The sequence below is a fragment of the Vagococcus sp. WN89Y genome (assembly GCF_052220145.1).
Lineage (GTDB): Bacteria > Pseudomonadota > Gammaproteobacteria > Enterobacterales > Enterobacteriaceae > Kosakonia.
Genome location: NZ_JBQPOM010000060.1, coordinates 1 through 24,055, shown reverse-complemented (window position 1 = coordinate 24,055; position 24,055 = coordinate 1). Strand labels below are relative to the sequence as shown.

At 54.1% G+C, this 24,055-nt stretch carries 15 protein-coding genes; 6 read left to right on the top strand and 9 right to left on the bottom strand.

The genetic code is table 11. The features are described from left to right. Positions 1 to 13 precede the first annotated feature (13 nt). Positions 14 to 1,213 (top strand): nicotinamide mononucleotide deamidase-related protein YfaY, encoded by a 1,200-nt coding sequence (locus ACTU3N_RS16910; RefSeq protein WP_443087285.1) that lies wholly within the window; start codon positions 14 to 16, stop codon positions 1,211 to 1,213. On the opposite strand, the gene glpC is transcribed toward ACTU3N_RS16910, so the two are convergent. From glpC to glpA, 3 genes are read right to left on the bottom strand one after another with little or no spacing between them, the layout of a single operon-like run. After that, positions 1,210 to 2,397, bottom strand: a complete 1,188-nt coding sequence (gene glpC, locus ACTU3N_RS16905) for an anaerobic glycerol-3-phosphate dehydrogenase subunit GlpC (protein ID WP_443087284.1) — start codon at positions 2,395 to 2,397, stop codon at positions 1,210 to 1,212. The genes ACTU3N_RS16910 and glpC overlap by 4 nt on opposite strands. Continuing rightward, positions 2,394 to 3,641 carry a glycerol-3-phosphate dehydrogenase subunit GlpB gene (gene glpB / locus ACTU3N_RS16900; protein WP_443087283.1) on the bottom strand — a complete coding sequence of 416 codons (1,248 nt, stop codon included), beginning with the start codon at positions 3,639 to 3,641 and terminating at the stop codon, positions 2,394 to 2,396. The genes glpC and glpB overlap by 4 nt, the downstream gene beginning before the upstream one ends. Further along, positions 3,631 to 5,253 (bottom strand): anaerobic glycerol-3-phosphate dehydrogenase subunit A, encoded by a 1,623-nt coding sequence (glpA, locus tag ACTU3N_RS16895; RefSeq protein WP_443087282.1) that lies wholly within the window; start codon positions 5,251 to 5,253, stop codon positions 3,631 to 3,633. The genes glpB and glpA overlap by 11 nt, the downstream gene beginning before the upstream one ends. A gap of 272 nt (positions 5,254 to 5,525) precedes the next feature. On the opposite strand from glpA, the gene glpT reads away from it, so the two are divergent. Both glpT and glpQ read left to right on the top strand, forming a co-directional pair. Beyond that, complete coding sequence (glpT, locus tag ACTU3N_RS16890; protein WP_443087281.1) at positions 5,526 to 6,878, top strand: glycerol-3-phosphate transporter; 1,353 nt, start codon at positions 5,526 to 5,528, stop codon at positions 6,876 to 6,878. 14 nt (positions 6,879 to 6,892) lie between these two features. Beyond that, positions 6,893 to 7,960: a glycerophosphodiester phosphodiesterase gene (gene glpQ, locus ACTU3N_RS16885; protein WP_443087280.1), complete on the top strand. Its 1,068-nt coding sequence runs from the start codon at positions 6,893 to 6,895 to the stop codon at positions 7,958 to 7,960. Between the two features lie 48 nt (positions 7,961 to 8,008). On the opposite strand, the gene yfaE is transcribed toward glpQ, so the two are convergent. From yfaE to ubiG, 4 genes are all read right to left on the bottom strand, one after another. Next, positions 8,009 to 8,263 carry a class I ribonucleotide reductase maintenance protein YfaE gene (yfaE, locus tag ACTU3N_RS16880; RefSeq protein ID WP_443087279.1) on the bottom strand — a complete coding sequence of 85 codons (255 nt, stop codon included), beginning with the start codon at positions 8,261 to 8,263 and terminating at the stop codon, positions 8,009 to 8,011. Next, the gene (nrdB, locus tag ACTU3N_RS16875; RefSeq protein WP_443087278.1) at positions 8,263 to 9,393 is read right to left on the bottom strand and encodes a class Ia ribonucleoside-diphosphate reductase subunit beta; all 1,131 of its coding nucleotides are present in this window, start codon (positions 9,391 to 9,393) and stop codon (positions 8,263 to 8,265) included. The genes yfaE and nrdB overlap by 1 nt, the downstream gene beginning before the upstream one ends. A 64-nt stretch (positions 9,394 to 9,457) precedes the next feature. Beyond that, a complete protein-coding gene (nrdA, locus tag ACTU3N_RS16870) occupies positions 9,458 to 11,743 on the bottom strand; it encodes a class 1a ribonucleoside-diphosphate reductase subunit alpha (protein ID WP_443087277.1) in 2,286 nt (761 codons plus the stop codon). Positions 11,744 to 12,089: 346 nt separating this feature from the next. Then, positions 12,090 to 12,818: a bifunctional 2-polyprenyl-6-hydroxyphenol methylase/3-demethylubiquinol 3-O-methyltransferase UbiG gene (ubiG, locus tag ACTU3N_RS16865; RefSeq protein ID WP_443087276.1), complete on the bottom strand. Its 729-nt coding sequence runs from the start codon at positions 12,816 to 12,818 to the stop codon at positions 12,090 to 12,092. Positions 12,819 to 12,976: 158 nt separating this feature from the next. Here ubiG and gyrA point away from each other — a divergent pair, with 158 nt between their 5' ends. Together gyrA and rcsC are read left to right on the top strand one after the other, a co-directional pair. Next, positions 12,977 to 15,613: a DNA topoisomerase (ATP-hydrolyzing) subunit A gene (gene gyrA, locus ACTU3N_RS16860; protein ID WP_443087275.1), complete on the top strand. Its 2,637-nt coding sequence runs from the start codon at positions 12,977 to 12,979 to the stop codon at positions 15,611 to 15,613. A gap of 115 nt (positions 15,614 to 15,728) precedes the next feature. Continuing rightward, complete coding sequence (rcsC, locus tag ACTU3N_RS16855; RefSeq protein WP_443087274.1) at positions 15,729 to 18,575, top strand: two-component system sensor histidine kinase RcsC; 2,847 nt, start codon at positions 15,729 to 15,731, stop codon at positions 18,573 to 18,575. 45 nt (positions 18,576 to 18,620) lie between these two features. Here the strand turns inward: rcsC and rcsB are convergent, their stop codons facing one another. Continuing rightward, positions 18,621 to 19,271: a response regulator transcription factor RcsB gene (rcsB, locus tag ACTU3N_RS16850; RefSeq protein ID WP_017458563.1), complete on the bottom strand. Its 651-nt coding sequence runs from the start codon at positions 19,269 to 19,271 to the stop codon at positions 18,621 to 18,623. Between the two features lie 16 nt (positions 19,272 to 19,287). After that, the gene (gene rcsD / locus ACTU3N_RS16845) at positions 19,288 to 21,957 is read right to left on the bottom strand and encodes a phosphotransferase RcsD (RefSeq protein WP_443087273.1); all 2,670 of its coding nucleotides are present in this window, start codon (positions 21,955 to 21,957) and stop codon (positions 19,288 to 19,290) included. A gap of 777 nt (positions 21,958 to 22,734) precedes the next feature. Between rcsD and ACTU3N_RS16840 the strand changes: the two genes are divergently transcribed. After that, entirely contained in the window at positions 22,735 to 23,877 is a 1,143-nt protein-coding gene (locus ACTU3N_RS16840; protein ID WP_443087272.1) for a porin OmpC, read from the top strand. The last annotated feature ends 178 nt before the right edge of the window (positions 23,878 to 24,055 follow it).

Below are 24,055 nucleotides of genomic sequence, written 5' to 3'. Positions count from 1 at the left end.
GCAGGAGCTAACAATGTTAAATGTGGAGATGCTGTCGACCGGCGATGAAGTGCTGCACGGGCAGATTGTGGATACCAACGCGGCCTGGCTGGCTGACTTTTTCTTTAATCAGGGACTGCTTTTAACACGCCGTAATACGGTGGGCGACAACCTTGACGATTTGGTGGCGATACTGCGCGAGCGCAGCGAGCACGCAGACGTACTTATCGTCAACGGAGGGCTGGGGCCAACCAGCGATGATTTAAGTGCGCTCGCCGCGGCTACGGCGAAAGGTGAGGCGCTGGTGCTGCACGAGGCCTGGCTTGAGCAGATGGCGCGTTTTTTCAATGAACGCGGGCGGGTGATGGCGCCGTCAAACCGCAAACAGGCAGAGATCCCGGCCAGCGCCGAGCTGGTGGATAACCCGGTCGGCACCGCCTGCGGCTTTGCCATCCAGTTAAACCGCTGTCTGATGTTCTTTACCCCTGGTGTGCCCTCAGAATTTAAAGTGATGGTTGAGCGGGAAATTATGCCGCGCCTGCGTGCACGCTTCACCTTACCGGAACCGCCGGTGTGCCTGCGTTTGACCACCTTTGGCCGTTCCGAAAGTGATTTAGCTGAACAGTTATCGCATCTTGTGCTGCCGCCAGGCGTGGTGATGGGTTATCGCTCATCGATGCCGATCATTGAGCTGAAACTGACCGGCCCTGCCACACAGCGCCCAGCTATGGAAGCGCTGTGGCCGGAAGTCAAACGCGTGGCCGGTGAGAGCCTGATTTTCGAAGGCACACAGGGTCTTCCTGCGCAAATAGCGGAGATGTTGCGTGAGCGCCAGCTAAGCCTGACATTGAGCGAGCAGTTCACTGCTGGGCTGGTGGCGTTGCAACTGTCACGCGCGGGCGCTCCGCTGCTGGCCAGCGAAGTGCTGCCATCGCAGGCCGAGGAGCTGATGCAAAGCGCGCGCTGGACGACCGAGCTGCGCAATCGTCACCTCGCGGGTCTTGCGTTGACGGTGACGGGCCTTGAGGAGGAGCATCTCAACTTTGCGCTGGCGACGCCAGAAGGCACCCGCGCGCTGCGGGTGAAGTTTGCCACCAGTCGCCACGGCTTGGTTGTACGCCAGGAAGTGTGCGCCATGATGGCGCTGAACATCCTGCGACGCTGGCTTCACGGTAAAGATATCGCAGCCGATCACGGCTGGATAAACGTCGTGGAAACCCTGTCCGTCGATTAAAGCGCGCGCGCCAGCAGGGTGATGGGATGTTCGCAGCGTTTGCTGGTGGACATCTCAATCTGCCATTTACAGGTTTCGCAATCGGTTATCACCAGGTCCGCGCCGCTGGCTTCGATTTGCGCAAACAGCGGTGCGCCAATAGCCTGCGCCGTGGCGTAGTTTTCCCGCTTAAAGCCGTAGGTTCCGGCGATGCCGCAACAGCGTGAATCCAGCACGGTCAGCGTCAGTCCCGGAATGCGCCGCAGCAGTTCCAGCGTGTAATGCGTCCACCCCATTTTCTCCATATGGCAGGGGGTGTGATACACCACCCTGAGCGGCGTTTCCCGCAGTTTCAGCGTATGGCCGGTGTCAAGCAAACGCCAAATCCAGCGCGTTGCGAGATCAATATGCCTGCGCAAATGGCTGTTTTCCACATCCAGCAGGTGCGGGTATTCATCACGCAGCGTAAAGGCGCAGGTTGACGAGGTCGCGATGACCGCCAGCCCCTGGCTATCAATGACCTGCTCCAGCGCCTGTATATTAAACTGTGCCTGCTTTTTGGCTTTATCATAAAAGCCGTTCGCCATCAGCGGCACGCCGCAGCATTTTTCCCGCGCCAGCAACTGCACGCCGACCCCCATATGATTCAGCACGCGAATTAAATCTTTGCCAAGCTGAGGATGGTTGTAATTGACGTAGCAGCCGTGAAAAAACGCGACCTGTTCTTCAAAGGTGCGCTGTTGGTCGGCAACACTGCGATACCAGCGGCGGAACGTACCGTCGGAATATTTCGGCAGCGAGCGATGGCTGTCGATTTTTAGCGTTTTATCCAGTAACTGGCGCACAGGCTTTAACGCTGTGGCGGTGTTTATAAGCGGCGCAACCGGTGTGGAGAGTGTGCCCATCAGATCCGTATGGCTAAGCAGTGTATTGCGCAGCGACACTTTTTTCGGCGCATACTGCGCGCGGGCGCGCTGAATGATGTCGCCAATTTTCACCCCGGACGGGCAGGCCGTTTCGCAGCGCTTACAGTTGGTGCAATATTTGAGCGCATCATCATACAGCGCCGGGTCTTTGCGGCGCAGCCGCTCGCCGTCTGGGCCTGCCTGTTTCGGGCCAGGGTACGCCGGGTTGACCCGGCTGACCGGGCAGACGGTGGTGCAGGCGGTGCATTTGATGCAGCTGTCAAAGTGCGTGGTATTCATTCATCGCCTCCCTGAGCAATAATTTGTGTCGCGGCATGCAGCGCGGTCACCGCGCTGACTCCGCCGCCGCAGCCTTCTGCAATAGCGTCAAACCCGCCTAACACCGAACCGATAACATAGAGATTGCTAATCGCTTCTCCCTGGCGAAGGCCGTTGAGTTGCGCGTTGGTTTTCACGCCAAATCGCTGCCAGGGCTGGCTGTCAAAAACGTCGTCGCAGTACCAGTCATTACGGTTATCGCTTTGCAAAACATCCAGGCCGAATACGGCTTCCCGTACCCGGTCGCGCCCGGCAATCAGACCGTTACTGAAAAAGCTTCCGCTGGCGAGCACCACATGGCGCGCGCGCAGCGGAATATCTTCATGCTTACGCGTCCACACCTGTGTGACCTGGCCATTGCTTACCCGTGCGCTGATGACTTCATCGCCCGGCATCCAGCGCCCGCCGCTGCGAATAAAGTGCTGCTGAAGCAGGTGCTGCATACGCATACCCGGCACAGAAGGGGGCAGCGTTGGCAATAGCCGCAGCGGGCAGGCCAGTTGCTGGTTAAGGCGTGTAAAGAGCGCATTGTCTGTCAGGCCAAAACAGGCGGGCAGGTATAACAGGTCGTAGCGCTGGCTCAGCGGATACAAGGCGTCGTAGAGTTGCGCATACTGTTCGGGCGCATCCAGTAAACGGGCAATGTTGACCGCGCGAAACTCGCTGGGGTTATCGCGAAGCGCATCCAGCGTTGGCAGCGCTATCTCTTCTGAGCAGGCATTAAAGCCACGCTTACAGAGCGCGGCGGCGAGCAGTTGCGGCTGGAAGTCGAGAAAATCGCTAATGCCCACCACGCCGATATGCGGATTGCTTTCGGGTTTGAGTGGCGCTTCTTGCGGGCTAAGCCAGGCGCGGCGTAATGCGCCAAGAGGCGTCACGTGCAGATGCGGTGAATCAATATCGCCCTGGAGCGCCAGCCCGCACCCGGCTAACAACTGCTGTGCTTGTGTGGCGTAGTCGCGCACCCGTGCTTCGCCAAGCAGCGCATAGGGGTGCGTGGCGGGCAGGGCTGCAATCGCGTCGCCCAGTGCGCCGACGGGCTGGCCATTTGGCAGGCGGGAGAGAAGATCCAGTGAACCGGAGGAAAAACTGAGCGCGCTCTGCCCCCGGCTGACGATGGCGCAGCGCTGCCCGCTTTCACTCAGGCGGATGCCGCACAGTAATCCCGCCAGCCCGCCGCCAATAATCACCGTGTCAAATTGCATCGTCCGCCTCCTTTTCCAGCCCGCATAACCCCTGATAGACCCAGCGCGTATATTCACTCTCACGCAGGGCATCGCCCCAGGCGACCGGTTTTATGCCTTTCCAGCGTTCGTTTAAAAACGCCCGTAACTGGTCGAGGGATTCCGCTTCAGTGGTGACATGCAGACGGTTGAGCATCCCGGCGGCGCGACAGGCGCACAGCTCGCCCTGGCAGGTTCCCATGCCGACGCGGGTGCGGCGGCGCAAATCCAACAGTGAACGGATCTGCAAATTTTCCACCGCGTACTGAACTTCTCCGGCGGTGACAGCTTCACATTCGCAGACCAGGCTGCGGCTATGCCTGTCGCTACCCAGCCAGTGCGGGGTGCGATCGCCGTGGCGATAGACCGCCGACCCGCGCAGAGATGCGGGAAGGGAGATAATTTTGCCCAGCGTCTGTTGCGTTGAGTCGTGTGAACCGGGCAGAGGTGTTGTGGCGGTCGTACAGGCGGCGCTGTGGTTTAATTTGCGACACACCGCGTCAGTAGCCCATTGCGCCATCAGCCGGTAGGTCATCAGCTTGCCCCCGGTGATGGTGATAAAACCGTTTAGCCCGTCGCGCTCGGCATGGTCAAGCAGCACGATGCCACGGCTGACATTGCGCCCGGCGGGATCGTCATCGCTGGCGACCAGCGGGCGCACGCCTGCATATGCGCGCAGAACGCGCGATTTGCCCATTATTGGCGCGAGTTTCTCCCCTTCCTGCAACAGAATATCCACCTCTTGCGGGGTAACGCGCAGGTTATCTATCGTGTCGTAATCAATGCGGGTGGAGGTGGTGCCAATCAGCGAAATCGTATCGCCGGGCACCAGGATATCGGCGTCGGCAGGTTTACGGCAGCGGTTAATTACATGCTGATTGATACGGTTTTCGAGGATTAATAGCGCACCTTTGGCCGGGAACATGCGAATGCGCAAATCGGCGTATTCCGCGATCCGCTGGCCCCAAATCCCTGCGGCGTTCACCACCACAGGCGCGTAAATCTCCAGCTGCTCGTTGCTCCCGGCATGGCGCGCGCGCACGCCGCTGACCGTATCGCCGTGGCGGATAAGTCCGCACACGTCGTACCCGGTCATGATTTTTGCGCCGTGCTCGCGGGCATCCAGCATATTGCTGGCGGTCAGGCGAAACGGATCAACCGTGCCATCCGGCACACGTACCGCGCCAATTAACGTGGGGTTAACGCTCGGTTCCATGCGCAGTGCTTCCTGCGGTGACAGCGCCTGCACGGGGATACCCGCCTGCGTGCAGGCATCGATAAACTGGCGCTGATACGCCAGGCAATCTTCCGGCAGGGTAATAAACAGGCCGTCGGTTGGCTCAATACAGTGGCGGGCGATGCGTTTAAGGATTTGGTTTTCGGCAATACATTCACGGGCGGATTCGTTATCGGTAACTGCATAACGCGCGCCGCTGTGCAGCAGCCCGTGGTTGCGCCCGGTGGCGCCGGTAGCGATATCGTGACGCTCAAGCAGCACCGCACGCAGGCCGCGCAGAGCACAATCCCTGGCAATCCCCGCGCCGGTTGCGCCGCCGCCGATAATGATCACGTCAAAGTCTGTGGAGTTGCGCATTCTCGCATCCCTCTTGTCATCTTTCCCTGAATTATTTAGGCATACTTTTTGTGTGGAATGTTTGATATCGCGCATATGTGAACATAAAACGAAAACAAAAAAACATAGAATGCGTGAATTTAGACTTCTGTCATATTTCTGTAACAATTTAAGCGACAGGTGGCTTTTACTGGTTAAAATTGCCGTTACATTTCATCGTGAATAACTAAAGCAATGTTCGTTTTCGCTCATATATGCCAGGCATTATGAGTCACTGCGCCACGGAGGCCATTATGTTGAGCATTTTCAAACCTGCCCCTCACCGGTCGCGTTTGCCTGAAGAGCAGATAGACCCACTCTATCGCCGCCTGCGCTGGCAGATATTTCTGGGGATATTCTTTGGCTATGCCGCTTACTATCTGGTTCGTAAAAACTTTGCGCTGGCAATGCCGTATCTTGTCGAGCAGGGCTTTTCCCGCGGCGATTTAGGCTTTGCGCTTTCGGGTATTTCTATTGCCTATGGTTTTTCGAAATTCATCATGGGTTCGGTGTCCGATCGCTCGAATCCGCGCGTTTTTCTGCCCGCCGGTTTAATCCTGGCGGCGGCGGTGATGCTGTTTATGGGGTTTGTGCCCTGGGCCACTTCCAGCATCATGGTGATGTTTGTGCTGCTGTTTTTGTGCGGCTGGTTCCAGGGGATGGGCTGGCCGCCGTGCGGGCGCACGATGGTGCACTGGTGGTCGCAAAAAGAGCGCGGCGGTATTGTCTCGGTGTGGAACTGTGCGCATAACGTTGGGGGCGGTATTCCTCCGCTGCTGTTCCTGCTGGGGATGGCCTGGTTTAACGACTGGCACGCGGCGCTGTACATGCCCGCTTTCGGGGCCATTCTGGTGGCGGTTATTGCGTTCGCGTTAATGCGCGATACGCCGCAATCCTGCGGCCTGCCGCCGATTGAAGAGTATAAAAATGACTACCCGGACGATTACAACGAGAAGCATGAGCAGGAGCTGACCGCAAAACAGATCTTTATGCAGTACATCCTGCCGAACAAATTGCTGTGGTATATCGCCGTGGCAAACGTGTTTGTTTACCTGCTGCGTTACGGCATTCTCGACTGGTCGCCAACATACCTCAAAGAGGTGAAGCATTTCGCGCTGGATAAATCCTCCTGGGCCTATTTCCTGTATGAATACGCGGGCATTCCCGGCACGCTGCTGTGCGGCTGGATGTCCGATAAAGTCTTTCGCGGCAACCGTGGCGCAACCGGCGTGTTCTTTATGACGCTGGTGACTATCGCCACCGTGGTCTACTGGCTGAACCCGCCGGGCAACCCGACCGTGGATATGGCCTGCATGATTATTATTGGCTTCCTTATCTATGGCCCGGTGATGTTAATTGGCCTGCACGCGCTGGAGCTGGCGCCGAAAAAAGCGGCCGGTACAGCGGCGGGCTTTACCGGTCTGTTTGGCTACCTCGGCGGTTCGGTCGCGGCCAGCGCGATTGTGGGTTACACCGTGGATTTCTTCGGCTGGGACGGCGGCTTTATGGTGATGATTGGCGGTAGCATTCTGGCGGTATTGTTGCTGGTCATCGTGATGATTGGCGAAAAACGCCACCACGCCGAAATTGCTGCACGTCATCAGTAAAAGAGGAAGCGCCAATGAAAACGACCTTTACCCGTATCACTATCGGTTTGCTGTTCGCCGGAATGGCCGCGTGCCAGGCGCTGGCAGCAGAAAAAATCGTCATTGCCCATCGCGGTGCCAGCGGTTATTTGCCGGAGCATACGCTGCCGGCGAAAGCGATGGCCTATGCGCAGGGGGCAGATTTCCTTGAGCAGGATCTGGTGATGACCAAAGATGACCAGCTGGTGGTGCTGCACGACCACTACCTGGATCGCGTGACCGATGTTGCCGAGCGTTACCCGTATCGCGCCCGCAAGGATGGCCGCTTCTACGCGATTGATTTTACCCTTGATGAGATCCGTTCCCTGAAGTTTACCGAAGGCTTTGAGCTGGAAGGCGGGAAAAAAGTGCAGGTTTTTCCGGGGCGCTTCCCGATGGGCAAATCCACTTTTCGCATTCACACCTTCGAAGAAGAGATAGAGTTTGTGCAGGGGCTGAATCATTCGACGGGGAAAAATATCGGTATCTACCCGGAAATTAAAGCGCCCTGGTTTCATCATCAGGAAGGCAAAGATATCGCGCGAAAAACGCTGGAAGTGCTGAAAAAATATGGCTACACCAGCAAAGATGACAACGTGTATTTGCAATGTTTTGACGCCGATGAGCTAAAACGCATCAAAAACGTGCTGGAACCGCAGATGCAGATGGATCTCAAACTGGTGCAGCTTATTGCCTATACCGACTGGAACGAGACGCAGCAAAAGCAGCCGGACGGCAAGTGGGTGAATTATAACTATGACTGGATGTTCAAACCCGGCGCGATGAAGCAGATAGCGCGCTATGCGGATGGTATCGGCCCCGATTACCATATGCTGGTGGCTGAAGGTTCAACGCCGGGCCATATCCAGTTAACGGCAATGGCCAAAGAGGCGCGGGACAATCACTTGCAGGTGCACCCGTTTACCGTGCGTGCGGATAAGCTGCCGGACTATGCCAGCGACGTTAATCAGCTTTATGATGTGTTGTATAACCAGGCGGGTGTCGATGGGTTATTCACCGACTTTCCCGATAAAGCCGTCCAGTTTCTGAAAACGGATCGCTAAAACAAAGGGCCGCAAGGCCCTTTTTTAATGCTTACTACGAGTGAGTGTTCACATCTCGATTTCGATATCGCCCTTTGCCCGGCAGCAGCAGGGCAAAATTTCGCCATCGTTGATAAAGGCCAGCGGTTCGGTAAGCCAGTCCACCTGGCCTGCCACCAGGCGACAGCGGCAGGAGCCACAGTAGCCTGCGCGGCACTGGTATTCGACCTCCACCTGCTGGGACTCCAGCGCCACCAGCAGAGAAGGGTGCTCATCCCGGCACTCGACCTGCGTGCCGGAAAGGCGAAGCGTAACGCGGTTCATCAGAGCTGGAAGTTGCTCAGGTCGTCAGTATCTACTTCAGAATCGATCTGACCGACCAGATAAGAGCTGACTTCCACTTCCTGCGGCGCCACCTGGACATTATCGGACACCAGCCAGGTATTGATCCACGGAATAGGATTAGAGCGGGTCTGGAACGGTAAATCCAGCCCTACCGCCTGCATACGAATATTGGTGATGTACTCCACGTACTGGCAAAGAATATCTTTATTCAGACCGATCATCGAACCGCCCTGGAACAGATATTCCGCCCACTCTTTTTCCTGCTGTGCGGCCTGCACAAACAGGTCGTAGCACTCTTGCTTACACTCTTCGGCAATCTCTGCCATTTCCGGGTCATCCACACCGGAGCGCAGCAGGTTCAGCATATGCTGGGTACCGGTCAGGTGCAGCGCTTCATCGCGGGCGATCAGGCGGATAATTTTCGCGTTGCCTTCCATCAGCTCGCGCTCGGCGAAAGCAAAGGAGCAGGCGAAGCTGACGTAGAAGCGAATCGCTTCCAGCGCATTGACGCTCATCAGGCACAGATAGAGTTTCTTTTTCAGCTCGCGCAGGCTGATGGTCACGGTTTTACCATTCACCGTGTGCGTACCTTCGCCCAGCAGATGCCAGTAGTTGGTCATCTCAATCAGCGAGTCATAAAAGTGGGAAATACCTTCCGCGCGCTTGAGGATCTGCTCGTTGGTGACGATATCGTCAAACACCACCGCCGGATCGTTAACGATATTGCGGATGATATGGGTGTAGGAGCGAGAGTGGATCGTTTCCGAAAACGCCCAGGTTTCCACCCAGGTTTCCAGTTCAGGAATGGAGATCAGCGGCAGCAGCGCAACGTTCGGGCTGCGGCCCTGGATGGAGTCCAGCAGCGTCTGGTACTTCAGGTTACTGATAAAAATGTGTTTTTCGTGTTCCGGCAGCGCCTGGAAATCGATACGGTCGCGCGAAACGTCCACTTCTTCCGGTCGCCAGAAAAAGGAGAGCTGTTTCTCAATCAGCTTTTCGAAGATGTCATATTTTTGCTGATCGTAGCGCGCCACGTTCACCGGCTGGCCAAAAAACATCGGCTCCAGCAGCTGGTCGTTTTTCTTCTGTGAAAAGGTGGTGTATGCCATGAAATGTGGGTCCTGTCGTGCGAACTTTTGTGCGAAAAAGAAGGCGGGTTTCCCCGCCCTTCAGTTAGATCTTACATGCGCCGCTTTCGCAGCCATCGTCCTGGATAGAAGGCACCAGGTCATCCTGCGCATCTTCGGCACCATCGCGGGTGTTTTGATAATACAGCGTCTTCACACCAAATTTGTAGGCGGTGAGCAAGTCTTTCAACAATTGCTGCATCGGCACCTTGCCCGACGGGAAACGAGACGGGTCGTAGTTCGTATTCGCTGAAATCGACTGGTCGATAAACTTCTGCATAATACCAACCAGTTGCAGGTAGCCATCGTTACCCGGCATTTCCCACAGCAGTTCGTAAGCATCTTTCAGATGTTCGTAATCCGGCACGACCTGGCGCAGGATCCCGTCTTTCGATGCTTTGATGCTCACATAGCCGCGCGGCGGTTCGATACCGTTGGTGGCGTTGGAGATCTGCGATGAAGTTTCAGACGGCATCAGCGCAGAGAGTGTGGAGTTACGCAGACCGTGGGTTTTGATTGATTCACGCAGCCCTTCCCAGTCGTAATGCAGCGGCTCGTTGGTGATGCCATCGAGATCCTTTTTATAGGTATCGATAGGCAACACGCCCTGCGAGTAGGTGGTTTCATTGAACCATGGGCACGCGCCTTGCTCTTTCGCCAGCTCGTTAGAGGCTTTCAACAGCCAGTACTGGATAGCTTCGAACGTTTTGTGCGTCAGGTTGTTGGCGCTGCCGTCGGAGTAACGTTTACCGTTTTTCGCCAGCCAGTAAGCAAAGTTAATCACACCAATACCCAGCGTACGGCGCCCCATCGCGCCACGTTTCGCGGCCAGAATCGGGTAATCCTGATAATCAAGCAGGGCATCCAGCGCGCGCACCGCAAGCGTCGCCAGCTCTTCCAGCTCGTCGAGGTTTTCAATAGCGCCGAGGTTAAAGGCGGACAAGGTGCACAGCGCGATTTCACCATTCTCGTCATTCACATCGTTCAGCGGTTTGGTCGGCAGCGCGATTTCCAGGCACAGGTTAGACTGACGCACTGGCGCAATGGCCGGATCAAACGGGCTGTGGGTGTTGCAGTGGTCAACGTTCTGAATGTAGATACGGCCCGTCGAGGCGCGCTCCTGCATCATTAACGAGAACAGCTCCACGGCTTTGATCCGCTGTTTACGGATGCTGTCATCTTTTTCGTATTGCGTGTAGAGGCGCTCGAACTCATCCTGATCGGCAAAGAACGCGTCGTACAGACCCGGTACATCAGACGGGCTGAACAGGGTAATGTCTTCACCTTTTAACAAACGGGTGTACATCAGCTTGTTGATTTGTACGCCGTAATCCATGTGACGCACGCGGTTGCCTTCGACGCCACGGTTGTTTTTCAGCACCAGCAGGCTTTCCACTTCCAGGTGCCACATCGGGTAGAACAGCGTCGCTGCTCCGCCGCGCACGCCGCCCTGCGAGCAGGATTTCACCGCTGTCTGGAAGTGTTTGTAGAACGGAATACAACCGGTATGGAACGCTTCGCCGCCACGGATAGGGCTACCCAGCGCACGGATGCGCCCGGCGTTGATACCAATACCGGCGCGCTGGGAAACATATTTCACAATCGCGCTGGACGTCGCGTTGATGGAGTCCAGGCTGTCGCCGCACTCAATCAGTACGCAAGAGCTGAACTGGCGGGTTGGGGTACGCACGCCGGACATAATCGGCGTCGGCAGCGAAATCTTGAAGGTCGACACCGCATCGTAAAAACGCTTCACATAGCTAAGGCGCGTCTCACGCGGGTAGCCGGAGAACAGGCATGCGGCCACCAGGATATAGAGGAACTGGGCACTTTCGTAAATTTCGCCGGTGACGCGGTTCTGAACCAGATACTTCCCTTCGAGCTGCTTCACCGCAGCGTAGGAGAAGTTCATGTCGCGCCAGTGGTCGACAAAACCGTCCATCTCCCTGAACTCTTCTTCGGTGTAATCGTTCAGCAGGTGTTCATCATATTTGCCCAGCTCGACCATTTTTTTCACATGATCAAACAGCGCTGGCGGTTCGAACTGGCCATAGGCTTTTTTACGCAGGTGGAAAATCGCCAGACGGGCAGCAAGGTACTGGTAGTCTGGCGCCTCACGGGAAATCAGATCCGCTGCGGCTTTGATGATAGTTTCGTGGATGTCGGAGGTCTTGATGCCATCGTAGAACTGGATGTGCGAACGCAGCTCAACCTGAGAGATGGATACGTTATTCAGCCCCTCTGCTGCCCAATCCAGCACGCGGTGAATTTTGTCGAGATTGATGCGCTCGGTACTACCATCACGCTTTGTCACCAGCAGACTCTGATTCATTTGAATTTCTACCTATCCGTGAAATAAATGTATCCCCCATTTATCCACAGTAAGCCGCTGTGGCTAACTCTGTGGATAAATACTATATATAGGGGGTTTGCGATAAGATAAACGCTATATGGTGAGTATTCTAGTAAGGAATCTTTTCAGTACAAGAGTTGATTTTGACGTTAAATTGAGGTTGCCGGGAGGTGACAAACGCAAACTCCACGCACTGTAAGGCCTGGCGGGCATGTCAACATTGCTTAAAAAAAAATGAAAATTTGATCGAGTGCTGATTTCTTCATCGGGAAGCAGAATTGCGCAGTCTGATCCTGCGCAATACTTATAACTTTTCTGAATGACGTTACGCTTTTTTAGCTGTTGTAAGTAACATGTAATTAACGTCGACGCCCGGCCCTAACCGAAACTGATTCAGCAACGGGTTGTAGTGTAGGCCGGTAATGTGACGCTCTTGTAATACCGTACCGTCCACCCAGTTTAACAACTCCGCGGGCTTGATAAATTTCTTCACGTCATGCGTCCCTTTCGGCACCATCCGCAGCACATATTCCGCGCCCACCACCGCCATCAGCCAGGCTTTGCCGTTGCGATTAATGGTTGAGAAAAAGACGTGCCCGCCAGGTTTCACCAGCTGTGCGCAAGCTCTTACCACAGATTGCGGGTCGGGAACGTGCTCGAGCATTTCCATACAGGTCACGACGTCATACTGTTGCGGGTGGGCTTGCGCGTGTTCTTCCACGGTCTGCTGCACGTATTCCACCGCAACGCCGGACTCCAGCGCATGCAGGCGAGCGACCTGTAACGGCTCAAAACCCATATCCAGACCGGTTACGCTCGCCCCTTCACGCGCCATGCTCTCGGCCAGGATACCGCCGCCGCAGCCGACATCCAGCACTTTTTTGCCGAACAGACCACCGGCATGCTCAGTGATATACCCCAGGCGTAGCGGGTTAATACGATGCAGGGGTTTAAACTCGCCTTCGGTATCCCACCAGCGTGAAGCAACCGCTTCGAATTTAGCGATTTCAGCATGATCAACATTCTGAGCGACCGACGTTTTTTCGGCATTCATGGGCGCATATACTCCTCTTTCAGTAAGACAAAGGAGTATATCAGGCCGACGGCATGAATAAACCTTTGTGCAGGTGTTATAGGTTTACCTGAATGAAAGCGGTTGTGTTATAATTTGCGACCTTTGAATCCGGGATACAGTAGAGGGATAGCGGTTAGATGAGCGACCTTGCGAGAGAAATTACACCGGTCAACATTGAGGAAGAGCTGAAGAGCTCCTATCTGGATTATGCGATGTCGGTCATTGTTGGCCGTGCGCTGCCGGATGTCCGAGATGGCCTGAAACCGGTTCACCGTCGCGTACTTTACGCCATGAACGTATTGGGCAATGACTGGAATAAAGCATACAAGAAATCTGCCCGTGTTGTTGGTGACGTAATCGGTAAATACCATCCCCATGGTGATTCCGCGGTATATGACACCATCGTCCGTATGGCGCAGCCGTTCTCGCTGCGCTATATGCTGGTTGATGGCCAGGGGAACTTCGGTTCTATCGATGGCGACTCTGCGGCGGCGATGCGTTATACGGAAATCCGCCTGGCGAAGATCGCCCATGAATTGATGGCCGATCTGGAAAAAGAGACCGTCGACTACGTTGATAACTACGACGGCACCGAGAAAATCCCAGATGTAATGCCAACCAAGATCCCGAACCTGCTGGTAAACGGGTCTTCCGGTATTGCTGTTGGTATGGCGACTAATATTCCGCCGCACAACCTGACGGAAGTGATCAACGGCTGCCTGGCGTATATCGATGATGAAGACATCAGCGTCGAAGGGCTGATGGAGCATATTCCAGGCCCGGACTTCCCGACGGCGGCGATTATCAATGGCCGTCGCGGTATTGAAGAAGCTTACCGTACTGGTCGCGGCAAAATTTATATTCGCGCGCGCGCGGAAGTTGAAACCGATGCGAAAAACGGCCGCGAGACGATTATCGTCCACGAAATTCCCTACCAGGTGAACAAAGCGCGCCTGATTGAGAAAATCGCCGAGCTGGTCAAAGACAAACGCGTCGAAGGTATCAGCGCGCTGCGCGATGAGTCTGACAAAGACGGTATGCGTATCGTGATTGAGGTGAAACGCGACGCGGTGGGCGAAGTGGTGCTCAATAACCTCTACTCCCAGACGCAACTGCAGGTTTCCTTCGGTATCAACATGGTGGCGCTGCACCATGGTCAACCGAAGATCATGACGCTAAAAGAGATTCTGGCCGCGTTTGTGCGCCACCGCCGTGAAGTGGTGACCCGCCGTACTATTTTCGAACTGCGTAAAGCGCGCGACCGCGCGCATATCCTTGAAGCGCTGGCGGTGGCTCTTGCCAACATCGATCCGATTATTGAACTGATTCGTCGCGCGCCGACCCCGGCTGAAGCGAAAGCGGGCCTGATTGCCCGTCCGTGGGATCTGGGCAACGTGGCCTCGATGCTGGAACGCGCAGGCGATGACGCGGCGCGCCCGGAGTGGCTGGAGCCTGAGTACGGTATTCGCGACGGTAAATACTACCTGACCGAACAGCAGGCACAGGCGATTCTGGATCTGCGTTTGCAGAAACTGACCGGCCTTGAGCATGAAAAACTGCTCGACGAATACAAAGAGCTGCTGACGCAGATAGCCGAATTGCTGCATATTCTCGGCAGCGCAGAGCGCCTGATGGAAGTGATCCGTGAAGAGCTTGAGCTGGTGCGCGAGCAGTTTGGCGACGAGCGCCGCACGGAAATTACCGCCAACAGCGCCGATATCAATATCGAAGACCTGATCAACCAGGAAGATGTTGTGGTGACGTTGTCGCATCAGGGCTATGTGAAGTATCAGCCGCTGACCGATTACGAAGCCCAGCGCCGTGGCGGGAAAGGTAAATCCGCTGCGCGTATTAAAGAAGAAGACTTTATCGACCGCCTGCTGGTGGCCAATACTCATGACACTATCCTGTGCTTCTCCAGCCGTGGTCGTTTGTACTGGATGAAAGTCTATCAGCTGCCGGAAGCGAGCCGTGGCGCGCGTGGCCGCCCGATTGTCAACCTGCTGCCGCTGGAGCCGAATGAGCGCATTACGGCTATCCTGCCGGTGCGTGAATACGAAGAGGGCGTCAACGTCTTTATGGCGACCGCCAGCGGTACCGTGAAGAAAACGGCGCTGACCGAGTTCAGCCGTCCGCGTTCCGCCGGTATCATTGCCGTGAATCTGAACGACGGTGATGAGCTGATTGGCGTGGATCTGACCTCCGGAAACGACGAAGTCATGCTGTTCTCCGCAGCCGGTAAAGTAGTGCGCTTTAAAGAGGGCGCAGTGCGTGCAATGGGCCGTACGGCGACCGGCGTGCGCGGTATCAAACTTGCCGAAGGCGACAGCGTGGTTTCGCTGATTGTGCCGCGCGGTGAGGGCGCCATTCTGACGGTTACGCAAAACGGTTACGGCAAACGTACCGCTGAAATGGAATACCCGACCAAGTCTCGCGGTACTCAGGGCGTTATCTCTATCAAAGTCACCGATCGTAACGGCCCGGTTGTCGGCGCTGTGCAGGTTGATGATTGCGACCAGATAATGATGATAACCGATGCCGGTACGCTGGTGCGTACGCGCGTGTCGGAAATCAGCGTGGTGGGTCGTAACACCCAGGGCGTTATTCTTATCCGTACTGCGGAAGATGAAAACGTGGTGGGTCTGCAGCGTGTTGCTGAACCGGTGGATGACGAAGAGCTGGATTCCATTGACGGTAGCGTCGCGGAAGGGGATGAAGATATCGCCCCGGAAGTTGACAGCGACGATGATGTGGCGGACGACGACGCCGAGTAATGCCTCCTGAAGGGCCGGTATCCGGCCCTTTTTCCTTTGCCGTTGCAGGCGTTACGTTTTACCGCTACCTTAATCACACTCTTTTTTAACATCCTTGTGGTGGAGTTTCTTCAGGTTGAAATACCCTGTCTCGTTTCGCAGTACGCTAAAAGTTTCCCGCTATTTATTCAGGGCGCTGGCGCTATTGCTCTGGCTATTGATTGCCTTTTTCTCTGTTTTTTACATCGTTAATGCATTACATGATAAAGAGTCGGAAATCCGTCAGGAATTTAACCTGAGTTCCGATCAGGCGCAGCGCTATATCCAGCGCACGTCGGATGTGATGAAAGAGCTGAAGTACATCGCTGAAAACCGCCTGACGGCAGAAAACGGTATCCTTACCTCACGCGGGCAGGACGACAAAACCAGCGTGCCCACCTTTGCGCCGCTGTTTCCGGATTCTGACTGCGCGGCGATGAGCAAGTCCTGGCGCGGCTCGCTGGAGTCGCTGGCGTGGTTTATGCGCTATTGGCGCGATAATTTTTCCGCTGCTTACGATCTTAATCGTGTGTTTCTGATTGGCAGCGATAACCTGTGTATGGCTGATTTCGGCCTGCGCGATATGCCGGTGGAGCGCGATAACACCCTGAAAAGCCTGCATGAGCGCATCATGAAATACCGCAATGCTCCGCAGGATGAACGCAGTAATAATGTGTACTGGATGAGCCAGGGGCCGCGTCCGGGCATCGGCTACTTCTACGCCCTGACGCCCGTTTACCTCGGCAACCGCCTGCAGGCGCTGCTCGGTACTGAGCAGTCCATTCGCATGGAAAACTTTTTTACCCCTGGCAGCCTGCCGATGGGGGTGACTATCCTTGATGAGAATGGCCACTCGCTGCTTTCACTGACCGGGCCGGATACCGGCGTCAGCGCCGAGCCGCGCTGGATGCAAGAACGCTCCTGGTTTGGCTACACCTCCGGGTTTCGCGAACTGATCCTGAAAAAAACATTGCCGCCGTCTTCCCTTAGCGTGGTTTACTCCGTGCCGGTCGATTTGGTTCTGGAGCGCATCCGTATGCTTATCCTGAACGCGGTGTTGCTCAACGTACTGGTCGGTATCGCACTGTTTACCCTGGCGCGGATGTATGAGCGGCGCATTTTTATACCGGCAGAGAATGACGCCCAGCGCCTGGAGGAGCACGATCAGTTCAACCGTAAAATCGTTGCTTCTGCGCCGGTAGGGATCTGTATTTTGCGCACCCAGGACGGTACCAATATCCTCAGTAATGAGCTGGCGCATAACTATCTGAATATGCTGACGCATGAGGACAGGCAGCGGCTGACGCAGATAATCTGCGGCCAGCAGGTGAATTTTGTCGATGTGCTGACCAGCAATAACACCAACCTGCAAATCAGTTTTGTGCATTCGCGTTATCGCAATGAAAACGTGGCGATTTGCGTGCTGGTGGATGTCTCCGCCCGCGTCAAAATGGAAGAGTCGCTCCAGGAGATGGCCCAGGCGGCAGAACAGGCGAGCCAGTCGAAATCGATGTTCCTGGCAACTGTCAGCCACGAATTACGCACGCCTTTGTATGGCATCATCGGGAATCTGGATCTGCTGCAAACCAAAGAGCTGCCGAAGGGCGTGGACCGGCTGGTTAACGCCATGAACAACTCCTCCAGCCTGCTGTTAAAAATCATCAGCGATATTCTCGACTTCTCGAAAATTGAATCTGAGCAGTTAAAAATTGAGCCGCGCGAGTTTTCGCCGCGCGAGGTGATGAGCCATATTACCGCCAACTATGTCCCGCTGGTGGTGCGCAAACAGCTTGGGCTGTACTGCTTTATTGAGCCGGATGTTCCGGCGCAGCTCAATGGCGACCCGATGCGTTTACAGCAGGTTATCTCTAACCTGCTCAGCAATGCCATCAAGTTTACCGATATTGGCTGCATTGTTCTGCACGTACAGCGCAATTCTGAGTATCTCAGCATTCGTGTGCGCGATACCGGCGTCGGTATTCCTGGTAAAGAAGTGGTGCGCCTGTTCGATCCGTTCTTTCAGGTGGGAACCGGCGTGCAGCGTAACTTCCAGGGAACCGGGCTGGGCCTTGCTATCTGTGAGAAGCTTATCAATATGATGGACGGCGATATTGCCGTCGATTCTGAACCGGGCATGGGCAGCCAGTTCACCATTCGCATTCCGCTTTATGGCGCGGTGCCATCGTCTCCGGCGGCGGTAGATGGCCTGGCGCAAACCAGCTGCTGGCTGGCAGTACGTAACGCATCACTTTACGATTATCTGCAACGGTTACTTAGCTGGCACGGTATTCCGGTTAAGCACTATGATGGCCGCACGTTGGGTAATGAAGATACGTTAATCACCGATGACGATCAGCTATCGTCCTGGACTGGTCGCGCGGCGATTATCTTTTGCCCGCGGCATATCGGTATTCCGCTGGAACGTGCGCCGGGCGAATGGTTACACAGCGTAGCTTCGCCTCACGAACTGCTCAACCTGCTGGGGCGTATTTATCGCGTGCCGATGGCGGAATCACGGGCGGATAATCTACTGCCTGAGCTGGACAGCGACGCGCAGTGCAACGACGATATGATGATCCTGGTGGTGGACGATCACCCGATCAACCGCCGTCTGCTTGCCGATCAGCTCGGTTCGCTGGGTTATCAGTGCAAGACCGCCAACGACGGGGTGGATGCGCTGAACGTGCTGAGCAAAAACCATATCGATATCGTGCTCAGCGATGTCAACATGCCGAATATGGATGGTTATCGTCTGACACAACGTATTCGCCAGCTGGGGCTGACGCTGCCGGTGATTGGCGTTACGGCCAACGCGCTGGCAGAAGAGAAGCAACGCTGCCTCGAATCGGGGATGGATAGCTGCCTCTCCAAGCCGGTGACGCTGGATGTCATCAGGCAAACGCTGGCCGTTTATGCCGCGCGGGTGAGAAACAGTCGGAATTGATGAGAAGAAAAGAGGAACCCCGGCGCAGGGCCGGGGGTTCTGACGTTACTCTTTTTCCGTCTGGGTGAGGGTGACGGAAGAGAGGTAATTCAGCAGGGCGATATCATTATCAACACCCAGCTTCATCATGGCTGATTTCTTCTGGCTGCTGATGGTTTTGATGCTGCGGTTCAGCTTCTTGGCGATTTCGGTGACCAGGAAACCTTCAGCAAACAGACGCAACACTTCGCTCTCTTTCGGTGACAGACGTTTGTCGCCGTAGCCGCCAGCGCTGATTTTCTCCAGCAGGCGGGAGACGCTTTCCGGGGTAAACTTCTTCCCTTTTTGCAACGCAGCGAGCGCCTTCGGCAGGTCTGTCGGCGCGCCCTGTTTCAGCACGATACCTTCGATATCTAAATCCAGCACGGCGCTGAGGATAGCCGGGTTATTGTTCATCGTCAGCACAATAATCGACAGGGTCGGAAAGTGGCGTTTGATGTATTTGATCAACGTAATACCATCGCCGTATTTATCGCCCGGCATTGACAGATCGGTGATCAGGACATTTGCCTCAAGTTTCGGCAAGTTATTAATTAGCGCTGTAGAGTCTTCAAATTCACCGACTACATTTACCCATTCAATTTGTTCGAGTGACTTACGAATACCGAACAGTACAATCGGGTGGTCATCGGCAATAATTACGTTCATATTGTTCATGTATTAGGCTACCTTGCTACAGCAAGCTCTTGACGTATGCGTCAATGTCGCTGATGTAATTTTCTATGCCTGGAGCATCCTTCTCGCGAATTAACTGCTCCAGCGTTTCGCACAACTGTTTACCCGGCACCAGGTTTAGCATGGCAAACACCCCTTTGAGGCGGTGTGCCGTCTGAGCCAGCGCCGCGAAATCGCCCGATGCCGACTCAGTATACAACCTCTTAACATCATCGGGTACCGTATCAACAAACAGCGCGTAATAGCCGCTGGCATGGAGTTCGGCGTTTTCGTCGCCCCCCAAAGGCGACTCCGGTACATCTTCCTGTGCCAGTTGCTCTTCAATAAGCTGCAATATTGCTCCCTGCATTGCATTGCTCATATTAAAGTTGACGCGCAATTGGCCAGGGCCAATCTTCCGCACGCCTACCTCATCATCGCTTAAAAGCAAGCCGGAGGCAGTAAGATTAGACGGATTATCAGTCAAAAACAGATCATATTCTTGACTTGAAAGCCTTTCGTCCGGAGAAATGCAGGTTGCCCCCCAGTTTTCGAGCTGCCGTACTACAATATTACGAATTTCATTAGATGTAATATCAATCATTGCCACAACATCATCGAGCAATTTCTCTTCGCTGTCATCCTGTTGCGCGCGAGCGGCCATTTTAACGTGCAGCGAGTAGCGGGTTCCCAGCTCTTCACGTGCTTTAATATTCAGATGCCCGCCCAGCTTCCTGGCCAGCTGATCGCACAGCCAGAAGGTGAGGGCGTTTGCTTTCCCGTACTGATCGCTCTGAGTGTCGTTCAGGAACGGGAAGTGTAAATTATCAATCTCACTGGCGCTCACACCTGTACCTGTATCCAGAATGCGGAATGTCAGGCGATCGTCTGCCGACTCGTCACGGCTTACCTCAAGGGTAATTTTGCCCATTTGCGTGGTGGTGACGGCGTACTGGATCAACAACAGCAGGATGCGGCTCAGCGCCTCACGATCGCCATGACGCTGTTCGTTTGCCGGAAGATGGTTGTTAATCAAAAGCTGTAAGCCTTTGCGTTTAATAACGGGCAGCACCACTGGCACCACTTCATCAATTAAATCCTGAATAGCAAACAGGCTGGCTGTGCCTTTCCAGGTGTCGTTTTCGAGCATATTCGCCAGCTGAATTTCATCAACCAGCTGCACCAGCCTGTCGGCGTGATCCGCCAGCTGATTGCCCTCGCTGCTTTGCAACGCCGCGGCTTCGGTCGCCAGGTCTTTCACCGGCAGTTTCAGCGCCTCGGCCAGGTTACTCATAAACGCCGCGCGGCCTTGCTGATTCTTCTCATACAGGCGCTGCGCCTGTTTGAGTTTCTTATTCACCAGTACTTCACGGTCCTGATCGCGAATAATAAAAATTTGCGTGCGCGAAGCGACCTGGCTGCGAAACTGGCGAATCTCATACAGCTCATTATTGATTGTCGCCTGGATAACACCCTGGTGTTGATCAGCCATTGCGGTGATATTTTGCAAATTGAGATGTGGCAACAAATGATCGGCAATTTTATTGCTAAGCACCGTGCGATTGGCTTCTTGATCGTACACCAACAGGCCCAGCGGCAGCAGTGAGACTATCTCTTCATTAAACGCGCGCATCACCCGCAGCTCATTTTGCGCAGCCGGTGAGGCCAGGCTATCGGTTTTACGCCCCGGCTGGTGGCGAAACGTGGTGTAACCAAACAGCGCCAGCGCCAGCAAACCAATGTTTAGCAGCAGCGGCAACAGGCTGTTTTGCAAGGTCTCAAGCAGCAACGTACCAAACGGCACCTGCCAGACAAGGCGCATCCCGGTGCCGTTCAGCGGCGAGGAGATTTCAATTTTTGAACTGTTAAAATTTACCGTGGCGCTATCGGCCGGATCTTTATCCTGTCCGCGAGAAGCGCCGGGCGTGGTGTCCGGATCGAGACGAAAGCTATCGAGCTGCATACCCGGTGGGATCAAATCATTGATAGGTAAATCAAACGCCACGACGGTGGCCAGATGGCCTGGCTGGTTAAACGTGGTGCGCAGGGTGAAGTAGCGGCCATTTTGCCAGTCAAGGCGGCGCAGGGAGGAAAAGCTTTCGCGCTCATCAAGAGCATTCGCCTGCTGGAGCATCTCCGCGCGCCGGGAGTCCACTATATTACTGATGGTGTAATCTTTGAAACCGGAGGTCAGGTCTTTTAGCGGCAGCGTGGAGACCAGGATCATACTGTTATCCTGGCCATTGAGATAGTACATCGACCACGGCACGGTCTCCGCGCCCCACAGCGTGTCCAGATAAGCAGAAATGCGCTGGGTCATCTCCAGCGTGGTGCTGTCATGCGAGCCAAAAATCAGCGCTTCGGTTTTACGCCGGGGCTTCTCCAGGTAATACACATCCTGTTTTAAACGCGTCTCCTGTAAACCCTCACCCGACGAAGAAGCCGGTGCGGCTGCGATATTGTCATAAAGCTGCCATGTCGCGTAGCGCCAGGTATCGATGCGTTTATGAATAGCATGGGTAATACCCACGATTTGATAGCTTTTATCTTTCAGCCACGCATTGACTGAACTCTGGATCATCACGCCCATCGTGACCAGCAGGACGATAATCAGCAAGAGAAAGAAACGGGTAATGTTGCCCGGTATCAGGGAAAATTTGCCAGGGATCATTGTGTCAGATTGACTCATTCGTGTGTGTAGCCTGTAACCCGTAATCGTCGATGTTGATGCGCGACAAATGCAGATGTCGTGTTGCAGAGCAATGTACAGCAGGCAGTATATCGGTTAATGCATGAAATTCCAGACTCTATTGCCAGCAAATGTCGCAGCAGAGGGGCCGAGATAACCATAGCAGTTAAAAGGTAAAAGCGGAAAAGATTGTACAAATATTTACCGTTAGGGTTGGAAAAGATCGCACAAAATATCAAGAAATAAATTAATGAGTTGTACGTGTAAGAAAAGACCTGGCATGATAATTGATTAATTAATAGTCATTACAAATTCAATAATTTCTCGCTTTACTATTTACCTTATAAGTCGAAGCGAAAAAAAAACCGAATGCGAAGCATCCGGTTATAAGAGGGGTAAACAGACATTCAGATTCGAATGACGGTAATAAATAAAGTTAATGATGATAGCGTCGAATATTCTAGTTGCGATTGAAGATTCTGGTTTTGCATTCAGTGCTATCAAGTTTGATGATTGTAACTATATGTTTTTAATGTTTTATTTTATATTTCTTGATTAAAGGTGCTATTTATTTTAGCTAATCGTGCTATAAAAAGTTCCGTGAAATTTACAAAATGAAACACCTTTGTGTATATATGAAACATCTTCAAAGTTTTAGTATCATATTCTTGTTGGATTATTCTGCATTTTTGCGGACAATGAAATCGCCAGCTGACTTAGAGGGTTAGTCAGCAAAGCAGTGGCAATAATAAAATGCATATAACAGAGGGTTTATAAATGAAAGTTAAAGTCCTGTCCCTCCTGGTACCGGCTCTGCTGGTAGCGGGCGCAGCAAATGCGGCTGAAATTTATAACAAAGATGGCAACAAATTAGATCTGTATGGCAAAGTCGACGGCCTGCACTATTTTTCCGATAACAACGGCGACGATGGCGACAAATCCTACGTGCGTTTCGGCTTCAAAGGCGAAACCCAGGTAAATGATCAGGTAACTGGTTACGGTCAGTGGGAGTACAACGTTCAGGCCGATAACACTGAAGGTTCAAGCGACCAGGCCTGGACCCGTCTGGCATTCGCCGGTATCCGCGTTGCGGAAGCAGGCTCTTTCGACTACGGTCGTAACTACGGCGTGATTTACGACGTGACGTCCTGGACCGACGTTCTGCCGGAATTCGGCGGCGACACCTACGGTTCTGACAACTTTATGCAATCCCGTGCTAACGGCGTTGCTACCTACCGTAACACCGACTTCTTCGGTCTGGTTGATGGTCTGAACTTCGCTCTGCAGTATCAGGGTAAAAACGGTAGCGTAAGCGGTGAAAACGCTGATGGCCGCAGCCTGCTGAAACAGAACGGCGACGGTTACGGCGCGTCCCTGACCTACGATCTGGGCGAAGGTTTCAGCCTGGGTGCGGCAATGTCCTCCTCCAAACGTAGCTACGATCAGAACGTTGTGACTAACCCGGCTCTGTACGGTCACGGCGATCGCGCTGAAGTGTACAGCGGCGGCCTGAAATACGATGCTAACAACATCTACCTGGCCGCGGAGTACTCCCAGACCTATAACGCGACCCGTTTCGGTACCTCTAACGGTTCTAATCCTTCTGACGCCTATGGTTTTGCAAACAAAGCGCAGAACTTCGAAGTTGTGGCGCAGTATCAGTTCGACTTCGGTCTGCGTCCGTCCATCGCTTACCTGCAGTCCAAAGGTAAAGACATTACCAACAACACTGGTACTTCTAACTACGGCGATCAGGATCTGCTGAAATATATCGATATCGGCGCGACCTACTACTTCAACAAAAACATGTCCACCTATGTTGATTACAAAATCAACCTGCTGGACGAAAACGACTTTACTCGTGCTGCTGGTATCAGCACCGACGACATCGTTGCCCTGGGTCTGGTTTACCAGTTCTAAGTTCGCAACGACGATTGCTAAGGCGCCGCGAGGCGCCTTTTTTGTTGCCAGTGACCCGTCCTGAATAGCGTTGACACGTTCCTGACTCAAACCCGGAGAACGTGATGATGACTGAGTTCAAACGCACCCAACGCGATTATCCTCTATCCTTTAAAATAGCCGTTGTTGAGCAGATCGA

Excerpts from the sequence above, each read along its gene's own strand:
- ACTU3N_RS16910 (WP_443087285.1), top strand. The coding sequence starts at position 14 with ATGTTAAATGTGGAGATGCTGTCGACCGGCGATGAAGTGCTGCACGGG.
- glpC (WP_443087284.1), bottom strand. The coding sequence starts at position 2,397 with ATGAATACCACGCACTTTGACAGCTGCATCAAATGCACCGCCTGCACC.
- glpB (WP_443087283.1), bottom strand. The coding sequence starts at position 3,641 with ATGCAATTTGACACGGTGATTATTGGCGGCGGGCTGGCGGGATTACTG.
- glpA (WP_443087282.1), bottom strand. The coding sequence starts at position 5,253 with ATGCGCAACTCCACAGACTTTGACGTGATCATTATCGGCGGCGGCGCA.
- glpT (WP_443087281.1), top strand. The coding sequence starts at position 5,526 with ATGTTGAGCATTTTCAAACCTGCCCCTCACCGGTCGCGTTTGCCTGAA.
- glpQ (WP_443087280.1), top strand. The coding sequence starts at position 6,893 with ATGAAAACGACCTTTACCCGTATCACTATCGGTTTGCTGTTCGCCGGA.
- yfaE (WP_443087279.1), bottom strand. The coding sequence starts at position 8,263 with ATGAACCGCGTTACGCTTCGCCTTTCCGGCACGCAGGTCGAGTGCCGG.
- nrdB (WP_443087278.1), bottom strand. The coding sequence starts at position 9,393 with ATGGCATACACCACCTTTTCACAGAAGAAAAACGACCAGCTGCTGGAG.
- nrdA (WP_443087277.1), bottom strand. The coding sequence starts at position 11,743 with ATGAATCAGAGTCTGCTGGTGACAAAGCGTGATGGTAGTACCGAGCGC.
- ubiG (WP_443087276.1), bottom strand. The coding sequence starts at position 12,818 with ATGAATGCCGAAAAAACGTCGGTCGCTCAGAATGTTGATCATGCTGAA.
- gyrA (WP_443087275.1), top strand. The coding sequence starts at position 12,977 with ATGAGCGACCTTGCGAGAGAAATTACACCGGTCAACATTGAGGAAGAG.
- rcsB (WP_017458563.1), bottom strand. The coding sequence starts at position 19,271 with ATGAACAATATGAACGTAATTATTGCCGATGACCACCCGATTGTACTG.
- rcsD (WP_443087273.1), bottom strand. The coding sequence starts at position 21,957 with ATGAGTCAATCTGACACAATGATCCCTGGCAAATTTTCCCTGATACCG.
- ACTU3N_RS16840 (WP_443087272.1), top strand. The coding sequence starts at position 22,735 with ATGAAAGTTAAAGTCCTGTCCCTCCTGGTACCGGCTCTGCTGGTAGCG.